The organism is Ectopseudomonas chengduensis (assembly GCF_900102635.1).
Lineage (GTDB): Bacteria > Pseudomonadota > Gammaproteobacteria > Pseudomonadales > Pseudomonadaceae > Aquipseudomonas > Aquipseudomonas chengduensis.
In genome coordinates this window covers 48,123-63,647 of sequence record NZ_FMZQ01000012.1, presented here as the reverse complement: position 1 = coordinate 63,647, position 15,525 = coordinate 48,123, and the positions used below count along the sequence as shown (strand labels likewise).

Genomic DNA, 15,525 nt, shown 5'->3' with positions numbered 1-15,525 from the left:
AAGGCCGATCTAGTGATCGGCCTTTTCATTCAAAGCAGCAGCTCACTCAGCCATTGCTGGGGAAGGCGAACTGCGCCGCTTCGTGGCTCTTGCGTGCCGGCCAGCGCTGGGTGATGGCCTTCTTGCGGGTGTAGAAGCGCACGCCATCCGGGCCGTAGGCGTGCAGGTCACCGAACAGCGAGCGCTTCCAGCCGCCGAAGCTGTGGTAGGCCACCGGTACCGGCAGCGGCACGTTGACGCCGACCATGCCCACTTCGATCTCGTCGCAGAACAGGCGCGCCGCTTCACCGTCACGGGTGAAGATGCAGGTACCGTTGCCGTACTCGTGATCGTTGATCAGTTGCATGGCCTCTTCCAGACTGCCGACGCGAACAATGCACAGCACCGGGCCGAAGATTTCGTCGGTGTAGATGGTCATGTCCGGGGTCACCTTATCGAACAGGGTGCCGCCGACGAAGAAGCCGTTCTCGTTACCCGGCACCACCAGACCACGACCATCGACCACCAGCTTGGCGCCCTGCTCGACCCCGGCGTCGATGTAGCCCTTGACCTTGTCACGCGCAGCAGCGGTGACCAGCGGGCCCATGTCCAGCCCGCAGGAGGTGCCGGCACCGATTTTCAGCGCCTGGATCTGCGGGACGATCTTATCCACCAGCGCGTCAGCGATCTGGTCGCCCACGCACACGGCCACGGAGATGGCCATGCAACGCTCGCCGCAGGAGCCGTAGGCCGCACCCATCAGAGCGCTGACAGCGTTGTCCAGGTCGGCATCGGGCATCAGCACGGCGTGGTTCTTGGCGCCGCCCAGGGCCTGCACGCGTTTGCCGCGCTTGGTGCCTTCGCTGTAGATGTATTCGGCGATGGGGGTCGAGCCGACGAAGCTCAGGGCCTTGACCTCGGGCGCTTCGATCAGCGCGTCGACCGCGTCCTTGTCACCGTTGACCACGTTCAGCACGCCCTTGGGCAGGCCGGCCTGGTTCAGCAGCTCGGCGATGAACAGGGTGGAGCTGGGGTCGCGCTCGGACGGTTTGAGGATGAAGCAGTTGCCGCAGACGATGGCCAGCGGGTACATCCACAGCGGCACCATGGCCGGGAAGTTGAACGGGGTAATGCCTGCCACGACACCAATGGGTTGCAGGTCGGTCCAGGCGTCGATGTTCGGGCCGACGTTGCGGCTGTATTCGCCCTTGAGAATTTCCGGGGCGGCGCAGGCGAACTCGACGTTCTCGATACCGCGCTTGAGTTCACCGACGGCGTCCTCAATGGTCTTGCCATGCTCAGCGCTGATCAGCGCGGCGATTTCGTTCTCGTTCTGCTCCAGCAGTTGCTTGAAGCGGAACATGATCTGCGCGCGCTTGGCCGGCGGGGTGTTGCGCCAGGCCGGGAAGGCGGCCTTGGCGGCGTCGATGGCCAGTTGCATGGTGGCGCGATCAGCCAGGCCGATGGCGCTGGTGGAGTCGCCGGTGGACGGGTTGTATACCGGGGCACTGCGACCGTTGCCGGCAACGCGCTCGCCGTTGATCAGGTGAGGGATATGGCTCATGGGGAAGCTCCTAGACGTAATTATTGTGGGTAGGAGCCGGCTTGCCGGCGATCCGTTTTACAACATCGCCCGCAAGCGGGCTCCTACAGAAATGGGTGCGCTCGCTCTTAATCCAGCTTGTTCAGCACGTCGCCGACGGCGTTGAAGACGCGGTCGAGGTCTTCCATCTTGGCGTTGAAGGTTGGGCCGAACTGCAGGGTGTCGCCACCGAAGCGCACGTAGAAGCCGGCCTTCCACAGGGCCATGCCGGCCTCGAACGGACGGATCACCGCGTCGCCATCACGCGGGGCGATCTGCAGGGCGCCAGCCAGGCCACAGTTGCGGATATCGACGATGTGCTTGGTGCCCTTCAGGCCATGCAGCGCGGCCTCGAACTTCGGCGCCAGCTCGGCGGACTGCTGGATCAGGTTCTCGCGCTTGAGCAGCTCCAGCGTCGCCAGACCGGCGGCACAGGCCACCGGGTGCGCCGAGTAAGTGTAGCCATGGGTGAACTCGATCATGTGCTCCGGCGACGGCTGCTGCATGAAGGTGTTGTAGATCTCACTGCTGGCGATCACCGCACCCAGCGGGATGGCGCCGTTGGTGATCTGCTTGGCGACGTTCATCAGGTCCGGGGTGACGCCGAAGAACTCCGCGCCGCTCCACTTGCCCATGCGGCCAAAGCCGGTGATCACTTCGTCGAAAATCAGCAGGATGTTGTGCTGCGTACAGATCTCGCGCAGGCGCTGCAGGTAGCCCACCGGCGGCACGATGGCACCGGCCGAGCCGGACATCGGCTCGACGATCACCGCAGCGATGTTGGAGGCATCGTGCAGTTCGATCAGCTTGAGCAGTTCGTTGGCCAGTTCCACGCCGCCGGTCTCGGCCATGCCCTTGGTGAAGGCCATGCCCGGTTGCAGGGTGTGCGGCAGGTGGTCGGCGTCCATCAGTTGGCCATACATCTTGCGGTTGCCGCCGATACCGCCAAGGGCAGTGCCGGCGATGTTGACGCCGTGGTAGCCACGGGCACGGCCGATGAAGCGAGTCTTGGACGCCTGGCCTTTCAGGCGCCAGTAGGCCTTGGCCATCTTCACCGCGGTGTCGGCGCACTCGGAGCCGGAGCTGGTGAAGAACACATGGCTGAGCTCACCCGGCATCAGATCGGCGACCTGCTCGGCCAGCTTGAACGACAGCGAATGGCCGTACTGGAAGCCCGGCGAATAGTCGAGGGTGCCGAGCTGCTTGGCCACGGCTTCCTGGATTTCCTTGCGCGAGTGACCGGCGCCGCAGGTCCACAGGCCGGACAGGCTGTCGTAGATCTTGCGGCCCTGATCATCGACCAACCAGCTGCCTTCGGCACCGACGATCAGACGCGGGTCGCGCTGGAAGTTGCGGTTGGCGGAGAACGGCATCCAGTGCGCATCCAGCTTGAGCTGGCTGGCCAGGGACGGGGTTGCGGTCTGCGGCATGTTCATTGGAGGAGCCTCGCACTCGACGGTGTCGTGGGAGGGGCTTTAGCCGCGAAGATCGACAGCAATCGCGGCTGAAGCCACTCCTACAAGGGAATTGAATCAGTTGCCAGCAAAGGTGCCACGGGCATAGAGTCAGTAAAACAGCACTCTTCTTATCTTCAGTTCAAGGCTTACTAAACAAATGAGCAGCCGCCGTCCCGATCCGCTGGCCCAGGTCAGCGACTTTGAAATCCGCCTGCTCAAGCTGTTTCGCAGCGTGGTGGAATGTGGCGGTTTTTCCGCGGCGGAAAGTGCCCTGGGGATTGGCCGCTCGGCCATCAGTCAGCAGATGAGCGACCTCGAACAACGCCTCGGCCTGCGCCTTTGCCAGCGCGGCCGCGCCGGCTTCGCCCTGACCGAGGAAGGCCGCGAGGTGTACCAGAGCACCCTGCAACTGCTGGCGGCGCTGGAGAGCTTTCGCACCGAGGTCAACGGCCTGCACCAGCACCTGCGCGGCGAACTGAATATAGGCCTGACCGACAACCTGGTGACCATCCCGCACATGCGCATCACCAATGCCCTGGCGCGCCTCAAGGTGCAGGGGCCGGACGTACGCATCCACATCCGCATGACGCCACCGTCGGAAGTGGAACAGGGCGTGCTCGATGGTCGCCTGCATATCGGCGTGGTGCCGCAGGTCGGCGCCCTCTCCGGTCTGGAATACCAGGCGCTCTATGACGAGCGCTCGCTGCTCTACTGCGCGGTCGGCCACCCGCTGTTCTACGTCGATGATCTGCAGCTCGAGGACGAAAGACTCAACGCCCAGGAGGCCATCGCCCCGACCTTTCGCGTGCCGCCCGAGGTGCAGAGCCATTACCAGGCGCTCAATTGCACTGCCAGCGCCTCGGACCGCGAGGGCATGGCCTTTCTCATCCTCACCGGGCGTTATATCGGCTACCTGCCCGACCACTACGCCCAGGCCTGGGTGCAGCAGGGTCGCCTGCGCGCGCTCAAGGCGTCCACTCGCTACTACGACATCAACCTGGCAGCGGTGACGCGCAAGGGCCGCCGCGCGCACCTGGTGCTGGAGAGTTTTCTCGACGCCCTGGCCGAAGCCTGAGCCCGCACCATGGCCGCGCATGCCGAGCCAGCGCGGTGCATTGCGGACATGACAAGACTGCCGGACGCGAGCAGATCAGGTATCTGTACCCAATGAAAAGCATGCTGCTGCGCAGAACTCCAAAAAACTGATCACATGGACAGCTTCTTGCATAAGGGCGAGCGCCCTCTGCTGCGAGAACTCGCCATGACCACCGAATCACCGACATCGTCCGAACTGCTCTACGGCCTGGACGACCGCCCTGCGCCGTTGCCGGCCTTCTTCGCCGCGCTGCAGCATGTACTGGCCTGCTTCGTCGGCATCGTCACCCCCACCCTGATCATCGGCGGCGTGCTCGGCCTGCACGAACAGTTGCCCTACCTGATCAGTATGGGCCTGATGGTGTCCGGCGTCGGCACCCTGATCCAGGCGCGCCGCCCGTTCGGCATCGGTGCCGGGATGATCTGCGTGCAGGGCACCAGCTTCGCCTTCCTCAGCGCCGTGCTGGCGGCAGGCTTGATGGTCAAGGCAAGCGGCGGTAGCCCGGACGACATACTGGCGATGATCTTCGGCGTGTGCTTCTTCGGCGCCTTCATCGAGATGGTGCTGAGCCGCTTCATCGGTCGTCTGCAACGTGTCATCACGCCGCTGGTGACCGGTATCGTCATCACCATCATCGGCGTCAGCCTGATCAAGGTGGGCATCACCGATGTCGGCGGCGGTGCCAAGGCGGAGAACTTCGGCGCACCGGTCAACCTGGCTCTGGGCGCCCTGGTGCTGCTGACCATCATCGTGCTCAACCGCCTGAGCAATCCCTGGCTGCGCCTGTCGGCCATCGTCATCGGCTTGCTGGTGGGCTCGCTGGCCGCCTGGTTCAGCGGTGTGCTGGTGCCCAAGGCGTTACCCGAATTGCCGCTGGTGAGCGTGCCGATCCCGTTTCGCTACGGTTTCGACTTCGACTGGATGGCCTTCGTCCCCGTGGCGCTGATCTATCTGATCACCGCCATCGAAACCACCGGCGACCTGACCGCCAACTGCATGATCTCGAAACAGCCGATCAACGGCCCGCAGTACCTGCAACGGATCAAGGGCGGGGTGTTCGGCGATGGCGTCAGCTCGCTGATCGCCGCCGTTTTCAACACCTTTCCCAACACCACCTTCAGCCAGAACAACGGGGTGATCCAGCTCTCCGGCGTGGCCAGCCGCCACGTTGGCTACTACATTGGCGCCATCTTGCTGATCCTCGGCCTATTCCCGGTGCTCGGCGCCATCCTCCAGCAGATTCCCAAGCCGGTGCTGGGCGGCGCTACCCTGGTGATGTTCGGCACGGTCGCCACCGCCGGCATTCGCATTCTCGCCCAGGCGCCACTGGACCGGCGCAGCCTGCTGATCATGGCCACCAGCTTCGGCATCGGCCTCGGCGTTTCCAGTCAGCCGGACCTGCTGAGCCAGATGCCCACGCTGGTGCAGAACGTATTCGGTTCGGCAATCACCAGCGGCGGCCTGACGGCCATCCTGATGAACCTGCTGTTGCCGCTGGAATCAGCCAGCGCGAGCACGGCTGGACAAGAGCAGGAAACCTGAGGCGTCCAGGTGCACGGGCGCCCGCCCGCGCACAAAGCTGGTGCACAAGCCCGGCGTGAGGGTATTTCCTGCCATTTTTCCACGACTTGCGCTTGTCACCCAGGCGGCGCTGGGGTATCAGTGCAAACGCTCTGCCCCAAGATCAGCCCGGAATCGCCCCATGACCTTCGAAGTCCCCGCCCACAGCGCCCACGACAAGCCCGCCGGGCGCATTCGCCAGAAGAACGAAGAAGCCATCATCAAGGCTGCCGAGGAAGAATTCGCCCGGCACGGCTTCAAGGGCACCAGCATGAATACCATCGCGCAGAACGTCGGCCTGCCCAAGGCCAACCTGCACTACTACTTCAACAACAAGCTGGGCCTGTATCTGGCGGTATTGAGTAACATCCTCGAACTCTGGGACAGTACCTTCAACAACCTGACCGTCGACGATGACCCGGCCGAAGCGCTGGAGCGTTACATCCGCGCCAAGATGGAATTCTCCCGGCGCCAGCCGAAGGCTTCGCGCATCTTCGCCATGGAAGTGATCAGCGGTGGCGACTGCCTGTCGCAGTACTTCAACCAGAACTACCTGGACTGGTTCCGTGGCCGTGCCGCCGTGTTCGAAGGCTGGATCGCCGCTGGCAAGATGGACCCGGTCGACCCGATCCACCTGATCTTCCTGCTGTGGAGCAGCACCCAGCACTACGCCGACTTCGCCTCGCAGATCTGCCGCGTGAAGCAGAGCTCGCGCCTGACCAAACAGGACTTCGAGCAAGCCTCCGATCAACTGGTGCAGATCATCCTCAAGGGCTGCGGCCTGACGCCTGCTGCCAAAGCCTGATGGCGTTCACCCTGCTCGGCCCTTGCCAATACCGCGAGGAGATTCGCAAGAGCCGCTTCATCGCCCTCGCCGCGCCGATTGCCAGCGCGGCCGAGGCGCAAGCCTTTATCGATAGCCACAGCGACCTGGCCGCCTCGCACAACTGCTGGGCGTGGAAGGTCGGCAACCAGTACCGCTTCAACGACGACGGCGAACCGGGCGGCACGGCTGGCAGGCCGATACTCGCCGCCATCGAAGGGCAGGACTGCGATCAGGTGGTGGTGCTGGTGATTCGCTGGTACGGTGGCATTCAGCTCGGCACCGGCGGCCTGGCCCGCGCCTACGGCGGTAGCGCGGCGAAATGCCTGCAGGCTGGCGAGCGCCGTGAACTGGTACTGCGGCAGCCCTTCACCTGTCATTTGCAGTTCGCCGAACTGCCGCTGTTCAAGGCGCGTCTGAACGAGCTGGACAGCCTGATCGAGAGCGAGGATTACGATGCCACCGGCGCAAGTCTGCACTTGGCCGTCGCGCCGGCAGAGCACGCCGCGCTGGAACGGTTGCTGGGCGATATCAGCCGTGGCCGCGCGAGCCTGAAAGCGCCATGAAGCGAACGACCGCTGCCCTGCTGCCGCTGCTGTGGCTCGCCCTGTCGGCCCACGCCGAAGTACAAGAGCAGTTGCAGAAGCAGTACTACGACCTGCAGGTAGCGTCCGGAGAGTCCCTCAGCCGCGCCATCAACCAGGCCTCACCGATTCGCCAGAACGGCCAGATCTACCACGCCTACACACGCTGGCAGGTGCAATGGAACTTCTGGTGGCGCGAACAGCGTGATGGTCGCTGCCAGATCGACCTCACCCGCACCCGGTTGAACGCAACCATCACCCTGCCCCGCCTCGGTGGCGGCGACGCACAGCAGCGCCAGCGTTTCGAACAGTACCTGGGCGCACTGCGCGAACATGAGCTGGGCCATTACCGCATCGGCCAGGCGGCGGCGGCCGAGATCGACGCGGCGCTGCTGGCGACACCTGAATACCCCAGTTGCACCGAGCTGCAACAGCAGGCCAACCGGCGCGCCAATGCCGCGCTGCAACGGCATGTCGAACATGAACGCCGTTACGACCGCGACACCGGTCACGGCCGCAGCCAGGGCGCCTGGTTGACGGAATAACACTGCAGCAAAAATGTAGGAGCGGCGCCCCGCCGCGAATCGTGCCTGGACGCACTCGAAAAGCTTCGCCCCGGGGCTGGCCTCCTACAGGGGATTGCCGTGCCAGGCTTATCGGATCGGCATTCGCTATGCTGATCTTCTTTCTCATCCGTAATGGAGCCTGACATGACTGCCTCCCGATCCATCCTGATCATTGGAGCCTCACGTGGCCTCGGCCTTGGTCTGGCCGGTGAATTCGCCGCCCAGGGCTGGGCCGTGACCGCCACCGTGCGCAGCGCCGCGCAACAAGCGCCGCTGCAGGCACTGCCCGGCGTGCGCGTAGAGCAACTGGAGATGACCGATCCGGACAGCCTCGAGCAGTTGGCCAACCGCCTGAGCGACCAGCAGTTCGACGTCATCTTCGTCAATGCCGGGGTCGCCGGCCCCGAGCACCACAGCACTGCACAGGCCAGCGCCGAGGAAATGGGTCAGCTGTTCCTGACCAACGCCGTCGCCCCGCTGCGCGTGGCCGAGCGCCTGCTGCCGAACCTGGCCGCCGGGCACGGGCTGATCGTGTTCATGAGCTCGATCCTCGGCAGCATCGAGGCGGGTGCTGGCCTGGGCATGCCGCTATATGGCGCCAGCAAGGCCGCACTCAACCACCTCGTGCAGTGCTTCGTGCGCACTCAGGACAACCCAAAACTCGGCGTAGTGCTGATGCATCCGGGCTGGGTACGCACCGACATGGGCGGCGCCGACGCCCCGCTGGATATCGACAGCAGTTGCAAGGGCATGGTCGAACAGGTCAGTGCTGCCGTCGGCCGGCCAGGCCTGAGTTATCAGGACTTCGAGGGCAATCCTTTGCCCTGGTAAAAACGCTCAAACCGGGCTGCTCGCAGAAGCTAGCCCTGGTAGCCACAAGTAGTGATTTCTGGTGCCCCCCGGATTACATCCGGGCAACGGTCGCGGCTAAAGCCCCTCCCACAAGAGCAGCAGCTGTTTGTGGGAGGTGCTTAAAGCCGCGCACGCGCGAATACGGTGCATTGTGCGCAGCGCACGGAGAGACGCGCACCAATGGCAGGCATTGCAGTGCGCTCGGCCATAGGCGAGAGCCCATAAAATGGATTTTCTGACTCACTGGCCAAGTTTTTGCTTTATCCCCGCTCAGTCATGTTCATGAGCGCTTCCCATGTCCGCCCCACCCGCTTCTCCACGCCTGCAGCTGACAGCCATCAGCAAGCAATACCCCGGCTGTCTGGCCAACGACCGTATCGACCTGACCATCGCCCCCGGTGAGATCCGCGCCCTGCTTGGCGAGAACGGCGCCGGCAAGAGCACGCTGATGAAGATCATCTACGGCGTCACTCAGCCCAGCAGCGGCGAGATTCGCTGGCAGGGCCAGGCCTTGAAGATGCGCGATCCGGCCATGGCGCGCGGCCTGGGTATCGGCATGGTGTTCCAGCATTTCTCCTTGTTCGAGACCCTGACCGTCGCCGAGAACATCGCCCTGGCCATGGGCGCGGGCGCCGGTACGCCGAAGCAACTGGAGCCGAAAATTCGCGAGGTGTCGCAGCGCTACGGCATGGCGCTGGAGCCGACGCGCCTGGTGCATAGCCTGTCCATCGGTGAGCGCCAGCGCGTGGAAATCGTCCGTTGCCTGATGCAGGACATCCAACTGCTGATCCTCGACGAACCGACCTCGGTGCTCACCCCGCAGGAGGCCGACGAACTGTTCGTCACCCTGCGCCGGCTGGCCGCCGAGGGCTGCAGCATCCTCTTTATCAGCCACAAGCTCGGCGAGGTGCGCGCGCTGTGCCAGAGCGCCACGGTACTGCGAGGCGGGCGCGTGTCCGGCCATTGCGTGCCGGCCGAGTGCAGCGACCTGGAGCTGGCGCGGCTGATGGTTGGCGATGCCGAGGGGCTGGAAAGCAGTTACCCGAAAGTCAGCGGCGGCCTGCCACGGCTGCGTGTAGATGACCTCAGTTGGCACAACCCCGATCCGTTCGGCTGCTCGCTCGAACGCCTTCGCCTGGAGGTGCGCAGCGGCGAGATCGTCGGCATCGCTGGCGTAGCCGGCAATGGCCAGGACGAATTGCTCGCCCTGCTCAGCGGCGAAACCCGCCTACCGCGTGGCGAACGCGAGCGGGTCAGCATAGATGCCACGCCGGTGGCCAATCTGCACCCCGATGCACGGCGCGGGCTGGGCCTGGCCTTCGTCCCCGCCGAACGCCTCGGCCATGGCGCCGTGCCGGAGATGAGCCTGGTGGACAACGCCCTGCTCACTGCCTTCAGTCAGGGACTGGTCAAGGGCGGCCTGGTGCAGCGCGGCAAGGTACGCGCGCTGGCTGAAGAGATCATTCGCCGCTTCGCGGTGAAAACGCCGGATGCCGACACGGCGGCGCGCAGCCTGTCCGGCGGCAATCTGCAGAAATTTATCCTTGGCCGCGAGATTCTGCAGAACCCGAAACTGCTGGTGGCCGCGCACCCGACCTGGGGTGTGGACGTCGGCGCCGCTGCGGCCATCCACCGTGCGCTGATCGCCCTGCGTGATGCCGGCGCGGCGATCCTGGTGATCTCCGAAGACCTCGACGAGCTGTTCCAGATCAGCGACCGCATCGGCGCGCTGTGCAGCGGGCGCCTGTCGCCGCTGGCCGAGACGGCGCAGGTATCCACCGTGGAAGTCGGCCGCTGGATGGCCGGTGAATTCGATCAACCCGCCGCCGCTGCGGCCTGCTGACGGAGCCCGTCATGCTGTTATCCCTGGAACCGCGCGGCCAGGAGTCGCGCCCCATGCTCTGGCTGTCGCCGCTGTTGGCCGCCGTACTGACGCTGGTGAGCGGCGTACTGCTGTTCACCCTGCTCGGCCATGACCCGCTGGAAACCCTGCACACCCTGCTGATCGCCCCGGTCAGCGATTGGTACGGCGTGTCCGAACTGCTGGTCAAGGCGCTGCCGATCCTACTTTGCGCCCTCGGCCTGGCAGTGGCCTACCAGGCGCGCATCTGGAACATCGGCGCCGAAGGCCAACTGCTGATCGGCGCCCTCGCCGGCAGCGCCATGGCCCTGCAACTGATCGACTGGGACAGCCGCTGGGCACTGGCCTGGGTGGTGCTGGCCGGCACCTGCGCAGGCGCAGCCTGGGCCGGGCTTACCGCCTGGCTGCGCACGCAGTTCAACGCCAACGAAATCCTCACCAGCATCATGCTCAACTACATCGCGTTGAACCTGCTGCTGTTCTTCGTGCATGGGCCGCTGAAAGACCCGGCCGGCTTCAACTTCCCCGAGTCGGCGATGTTCGGCGATGCCAGCCGCCTGCCACTGGTCAGCGAGGATGGGCGCCTGCATGGCGGCCTGTACCTGGCGCTGCTGGCCCTGGTGGCGGTGTGGATGCTGCTGCACAAGAGCTTTCTCGGCTTCCAGATCAAGGTGCTCGGCCTGGACAGCCGCGCCGCCGGTTTCGTCGGCTTTCGCGAGAAGCGTCTGGTGTGGTTCGCCCTGCTGGTCAGCGGCGCACTGGCCGGTATGGCGGGTGTAGGCGAAGTGGCCGGGCCGATTGGCCAACTGGTGCCGCAGGTCTCGCCCGGCTACGGCTATGCAGCGATCACCGTGGCCTTTCTCGGCCGCCTCAATCCGCTCGGCATTCTGTTTGCCAGCCTGCTGATGGCACTGCTCTACCTGGGCGGCGAGAACGCGCAGATGAACCTCAACCTGCCGCAGGCGATCACCCAACTGTTCCAGGGGATGATGCTGTTCTACCTGCTGGCCTGCGACGTGCTGATCCTCTACCGGCCACGGCTGAAGTGGAAATGGGCGAAGCGCAACACCAAAAACAACACCGAGGCCATGGCCTGACAAAGAACCTGTAGGAGCGAGCTTGCTCGCGATCCCTGCCGACACTGATCGCGAGCAAGAACTGGTCGTCTCCCCTCCCGCCTACAAAGCTATACGCATAGGAAATCCCCATGGATCTCGATCTGTTGACCAATATTTTCTACGCCATGGTGCGCACCGGCACGCCACTGCTACTGGTGGCCCTCGGCGAGCTGGTGTGCGAGAGGAGCGGCGTGCTCAACCTCGGCCAGGAAGGCATGATGCTGTTCGGCGCGGTGATCGGTTTCATCGTCGCCTTCAGCACCGGCAGCCTGTGGCTTGGCGTGTTGCTGGCGATTGCCGCCGGCATGCTGCTGTCGCTGCTGTTCGCCGCCGTGGCACTGGGCTTCAACGCCAACCAGGTGGCCACCGGCCTGGCCCTGACCATCTTCGGCGTGGGTCTTTCCACCTTCGTTGGCGCCGCCTGGGTCGGCAAGCCGCTGTCCGGTTTCGAGCCCATCGTCATTCCGCTGCTGTCTGACATCCCGCTGATCGGGCGCATGCTGTTCGCCCAGGATGTGCTGATCTACCTGTCCTTCGCCCTCTTCGCCCTGGTCGCCTGGGTGCTGCTGAAAAGCCGTATCGGCCTGATCATCCAGGCCGTCGGCGAGAACCCGGACGCCGCCAACGCCATGGGCCTGCCGGTGCTGCGCGTGCGCACCCTGGCAGTATTGTTCGGCGGCGCCATGGCCGGCCTGGCCGGTGGCTACCTGTCGCTGGCGTACACACCTATGTGGGCGGAAAACATGACCGCCGGGCGCGGCTGGATCGCCCTGGCGCTGGTGGTGTTCGCCAGTTGGCGCGTCTTGCGCGTGCTGCTCGGCGCCTACCTGTTCGGCCTGGCCAGCATCCTCCATCTGGTGGCGCAGGGTATCGGCCTGTCGATCCCCTCGAACCTGCTGGCCATGCTGCCGTATGTGGCCACCATTGTGGTGCTGGTGCTGCTCTCGCGTGATGCGATCAAGACCCGGCTGTATGCGCCGGTATCGCTGGGCCAGCCATGGCAGCCGGGGCATTGATTCGCCCATGAATCGCGGCTGAAGCCGCTCCTACAACAGGCGACGCACATCCTGTAGGAGGGGCTTCAGCCGCAACAGGCTTGTTGCCCCTGACTCCAGAGTCAGCTATCTTCCCCGCACGTCATTTCCGACGCACCTGGATCAGCAGACAGGGTCAACACTGAGCTGGCTTACCTGACATCAACCTCAGAGGAGCCTGCTCATGGCAGCTACCCGTATCTGGATCAAGAACCCTCTTGCCATCTTCACCGCCAACGACCTGGACGCTTCCGGCGGCCTGGTGATCGCGGATGGCCGCATCGCCGAAGTGCTCAGCAAAGGCCAGCAGCCTTCAACACCCTGCGAGCAAACCTTCGATGCCCGTGAGCACGTGGTGCTGCCGGGCCTGATCAACACCCACCATCACTTCTACCAGACCCTCACCCGCGCCTGGGCGCCAGTGGTCAATCAGCCGCTGTTCCCCTGGCTGAAGACGCTCTACCCGGTGTGGGCGCGCCTTACGCCGGAGAAACTGGCGCTGGCCAGCAAGGTGGCCTTGGCCGAACTGCTGCTGTCCGGCTGCAGCACAGCCGCCGATCACCATTACCTGTTCCCCGGCGGCCTGGAAAATGCCATCGACGTGCAGGTCGAGGCGGTGCGCGAACTGGGCATGCGCGCCATGCTCACCCGTGGCTCCATGAGCCTGGGCGAAGCCGATGGTGGCCTGCCGCCGCAGCAGACGGTGCAACAGGGCGAGGTGATCCTGGCCGACAGCCAGCGCCTGATCGGCCAGTACCACCAGCGCGGCGACGGCGCGCAGATCCAGATCGCCCTGGCGCCCTGCTCGCCCTTCTCGGTGACTCAGGAAATCATGCGCCAGAGCGCCGAACTGGCCGAGGAGCTGGACGTACGCCTGCACACCCACCTGGCCGAAACCCTCGACGAGGAAGACTTCTGCCTGCAGCGCTTCGGCCTACGCACAGTGGATTACCTGGACAGCGTCGGCTGGCTCGGCCCGCGCACCTGGCTGGCCCATGGCATCCACTTCAACCCCGAGGAAATCATCCGCCTCGGCGCCGCCGGCACCGGCATCTGCCATTGCCCCAGCTCCAACATGCGCCTGGCTTCGGGCATCTGCCCCAGTGTCGAGTTGGAAGCTGCCGGTGCGCCGCTGGGCCTGGGTGTCGACGGCTCGGCCTCCAACGATGCCTCGAACATGATCCTCGAAGCGCGCCAGGCGCTGTACATCCAGCGCCTGCGCTATGGCGCCGAGCAGATCACTCCGCAACGCGTGCTCGGTTGGGCCAGCAAGGGTTCGGCGAAGCTGCTGGGGCGCAGCGATATCGGCGAATTGGCGGTGGGCAAGCAAGCCGACCTGGCGCTGTTCAAGCTCGACGAGCTGCGCTTCTCCGGCAGCCACGATCCACTCTCCGCGCTGCTGCTGTGCGGCGCCGACCGCGCCGACCGGATGATGATCGGCGGCACCTGGCGCGTCATCGACGGGCAGATCGAGGGGCTGGACGTGGCGCAGCTGATCGCTGATCACCGCCAGGCAGCGAAGCAGTTGGTCAACGCCTGATCCTGAACCGTAGGGTGCGCCGTGCGCACCGAAAAACTGCCGGTGCGCACGGCGCACCCTACGGTTTGCAGCAGGGCAATCGCACCACAACGCAGCATCTGCACGGCCATCGCACCAATAGCGCTCCACACCATTCTCCGCTCTTGCCCGCAAAGGCTTTCAGTAAGGCTATCTGTCTTGTTGGTCAGCTTTTTGCAGTCAGGGGATCAGCCAACCAACGGCCACCCCAACACCAAGACTGGAGCTGCACCCACCATGCACAAGAAGAGCAAGAAACCGCTGCTGCGCACCCTCGTCGCCGCCCTGGGCTTTGGCGCCATGCTCAGCGCCTCCGCCGCCGATCCGCTGAAGGTCGGCTTCGTCTACATCGGCCCCATCGGCGACCATGGCTGGACCTACCAGCACGAACAGGGCCGGCAGATGCTGATCAAGGAAATGGGCGACAAGGTCACCACCAGCTTCGTCGAGAACGTGCCGGAAGGCGCCGACGCCGAGCGGGTGATCCGCAACATGGCCAAGGGTGGTTTCGACCTGATCTTCACCACCTCCTTCGGCTACATGAACCCGACCATCAAGGTGGCCAAGCAATTTCCCAAGGTGACCTTCGAACACGCCACCGGCTACAAGCAGGACAAGAACGTCGGCACCTACCTGTCGCGCTCCTATGAGGGTCGCTACGTTGGCGGCTTCCTCGCGGCGAAGATGACCAAGACCAAGAAGGTCGGCTACGTTGCCTCCTTCCCGATCCCCGAGGTGATCCGCGATATCAACGCCATCCAGCTGGCGCTGGACAAGTACAACCCGGGCACCGAGATCAAGGTGGTGTGGGTCAACACCTGGTTCGATCCGGGCAAGGAATCCGATGCCGCCAACGCGCTGATCGACCAGGGCGTGGACGTGATGTTCCAACACACCGACAGCCCGGCGCCGATCCAGACCGCCGAGCGCCGTGGCATCTACTCCGTAGGCTACGCCTCGGACATGGCTCACTTCGGGCCGAAGGCCGTGCTCACCTCCATCGTCAACGACTGGGGCCCGCACTACGTCAAATCCACCCAGGCTGTGATCGACGGTACCTGGCAGCCGCAGGATTTCTGGGGCGGCCTGGCCGAGGACACCATCGAGCTGCCGATCAGCGACCTGGTGCCGGCTGACGTGAAGAGCGAGGCCGAGCAGATCATCGCCGACATTCGCAGCGGCAAGTTCCACCCCTTCACCGGCCCGATCAAGGATCAGAGCGGCGCGGTGCGCATTGCCGAAGGCGCAAGCGCGACCAATGCCGAGCTGGCCTCGATGAACTACTACGTGGAGAACGTGAAGGCCGAGATACCGAAGTAATTGGCTGGCGGGTTACACCCGCCCTACGGTCTGTAGGGCGGGTGTAACCCGCCACCTGGCAACTACCGATGCCGTCCCTGCACTGCAGAACCGCATCAAGGGGATCTCATCCGAGATCTCTTTCCGCTGCCCTGG

At 64.5% G+C, this 15,525-nt stretch carries 13 protein-coding genes; 11 read left to right on the top strand and 2 right to left on the bottom strand.

Annotated features, from left to right (window positions below):
- Positions 1-46: 46 nt before the first annotated feature.
- Positions 47-1,543: a CoA-acylating methylmalonate-semialdehyde dehydrogenase gene (locus BLS08_RS18125; RefSeq protein WP_055986953.1), complete on the bottom strand. Its 1,497-nt coding sequence runs from the start codon at positions 1,541-1,543 to the stop codon at positions 47-49.
- A 107-nt stretch (positions 1,544-1,650) separates the two neighbouring features.
- Positions 1,651-2,997 (bottom strand): omega-aminotransferase AptA, encoded by a 1,347-nt coding sequence (locus tag BLS08_RS18120; protein ID WP_055986950.1) that lies wholly within the window; start codon positions 2,995-2,997, stop codon positions 1,651-1,653.
- Between the two features lie 178 nt (positions 2,998-3,175).
- Here BLS08_RS18120 and BLS08_RS18115 point away from each other — a divergent pair, with 178 nt between their 5' ends.
- The 11 genes from BLS08_RS18115 (at position 3,176) to BLS08_RS18065 (ending at position 15,390) form a co-directional block, all read left to right on the top strand.
- Positions 3,176-4,093, top strand: coding sequence for a LysR family transcriptional regulator (locus BLS08_RS18115; protein ID WP_017675412.1), 918 nt, complete (start codon positions 3,176-3,178; stop codon positions 4,091-4,093).
- 186 nt (positions 4,094-4,279) lie between these two features.
- A complete protein-coding gene (locus BLS08_RS18110) occupies positions 4,280-5,656 on the top strand; it encodes a uracil-xanthine permease family protein (protein WP_026088433.1) in 1,377 nt (458 codons plus the stop codon).
- 160 nt (positions 5,657-5,816) lie between these two features.
- Positions 5,817-6,479, top strand: coding sequence for a TetR/AcrR family transcriptional regulator (locus BLS08_RS18105; protein WP_017675414.1), 663 nt, complete (start codon positions 5,817-5,819; stop codon positions 6,477-6,479).
- Positions 6,479-7,063 carry an IMPACT family protein gene (locus BLS08_RS18100; RefSeq protein ID WP_017675415.1) on the top strand — a complete coding sequence of 195 codons (585 nt, stop codon included), beginning with the start codon at positions 6,479-6,481 and terminating at the stop codon, positions 7,061-7,063. The genes BLS08_RS18105 and BLS08_RS18100 overlap by 1 nt, the downstream gene beginning before the upstream one ends.
- A complete protein-coding gene (locus tag BLS08_RS18095; protein ID WP_017675416.1) occupies positions 7,060-7,626 on the top strand; it encodes a DUF922 domain-containing protein in 567 nt (188 codons plus the stop codon). The genes BLS08_RS18100 and BLS08_RS18095 overlap by 4 nt, the downstream gene beginning before the upstream one ends.
- Positions 7,627-7,791: 165 nt before the next feature.
- A complete protein-coding gene (locus tag BLS08_RS18090; RefSeq protein WP_017675417.1) occupies positions 7,792-8,478 on the top strand; it encodes an SDR family oxidoreductase in 687 nt (228 codons plus the stop codon).
- A 316-nt stretch (positions 8,479-8,794) separates the two neighbouring features.
- Positions 8,795-10,342, top strand: a complete 1,548-nt coding sequence (locus tag BLS08_RS18085) for an ABC transporter ATP-binding protein (protein WP_017675418.1) — start codon at positions 8,795-8,797, stop codon at positions 10,340-10,342.
- 11 nt (positions 10,343-10,353) lie between these two features.
- Positions 10,354-11,457: an ABC transporter permease gene (locus BLS08_RS18080; protein ID WP_017675419.1), complete on the top strand. Its 1,104-nt coding sequence runs from the start codon at positions 10,354-10,356 to the stop codon at positions 11,455-11,457.
- A gap of 110 nt (positions 11,458-11,567) precedes the next feature.
- Positions 11,568-12,494 (top strand): ABC transporter permease, encoded by a 927-nt coding sequence (locus BLS08_RS18075; RefSeq protein ID WP_017675420.1) that lies wholly within the window; start codon positions 11,568-11,570, stop codon positions 12,492-12,494.
- Between the two features lie 202 nt (positions 12,495-12,696).
- Positions 12,697-14,052: an 8-oxoguanine deaminase gene (locus BLS08_RS18070; RefSeq protein ID WP_017675421.1), complete on the top strand. Its 1,356-nt coding sequence runs from the start codon at positions 12,697-12,699 to the stop codon at positions 14,050-14,052.
- A gap of 255 nt (positions 14,053-14,307) precedes the next feature.
- Complete coding sequence (locus BLS08_RS18065) at positions 14,308-15,390, top strand: BMP family ABC transporter substrate-binding protein (protein ID WP_017675422.1); 1,083 nt, start codon at positions 14,308-14,310, stop codon at positions 15,388-15,390.
- The last annotated feature ends 135 nt before the right edge of the window (positions 15,391-15,525 follow it).

Coding starts and splice junctions, on each gene's coding strand:
- BLS08_RS18125 (WP_055986953.1), bottom strand. CDS start 1,543: ATGAGCCATATCCCTCACCTGATCAACGGCGAGCGCGTTGCCGGCAAC.
- BLS08_RS18120 (WP_055986950.1), bottom strand. CDS start 2,997: ATGAACATGCCGCAGACCGCAACCCCGTCCCTGGCCAGCCAGCTCAAG.
- BLS08_RS18115 (WP_017675412.1), top strand. CDS start 3,176: ATGAGCAGCCGCCGTCCCGATCCGCTGGCCCAGGTCAGCGACTTTGAA.
- BLS08_RS18110 (WP_026088433.1), top strand. CDS start 4,280: ATGACCACCGAATCACCGACATCGTCCGAACTGCTCTACGGCCTGGAC.
- BLS08_RS18105 (WP_017675414.1), top strand. CDS start 5,817: ATGACCTTCGAAGTCCCCGCCCACAGCGCCCACGACAAGCCCGCCGGG.
- BLS08_RS18100 (WP_017675415.1), top strand. CDS start 6,479: ATGGCGTTCACCCTGCTCGGCCCTTGCCAATACCGCGAGGAGATTCGC.
- BLS08_RS18095 (WP_017675416.1), top strand. CDS start 7,060: ATGAAGCGAACGACCGCTGCCCTGCTGCCGCTGCTGTGGCTCGCCCTG.
- BLS08_RS18090 (WP_017675417.1), top strand. CDS start 7,792: ATGACTGCCTCCCGATCCATCCTGATCATTGGAGCCTCACGTGGCCTC.
- BLS08_RS18085 (WP_017675418.1), top strand. CDS start 8,795: ATGTCCGCCCCACCCGCTTCTCCACGCCTGCAGCTGACAGCCATCAGC.
- BLS08_RS18080 (WP_017675419.1), top strand. CDS start 10,354: ATGCTGTTATCCCTGGAACCGCGCGGCCAGGAGTCGCGCCCCATGCTC.
- BLS08_RS18075 (WP_017675420.1), top strand. CDS start 11,568: ATGGATCTCGATCTGTTGACCAATATTTTCTACGCCATGGTGCGCACC.
- BLS08_RS18070 (WP_017675421.1), top strand. CDS start 12,697: ATGGCAGCTACCCGTATCTGGATCAAGAACCCTCTTGCCATCTTCACC.
- BLS08_RS18065 (WP_017675422.1), top strand. CDS start 14,308: ATGCACAAGAAGAGCAAGAAACCGCTGCTGCGCACCCTCGTCGCCGCC.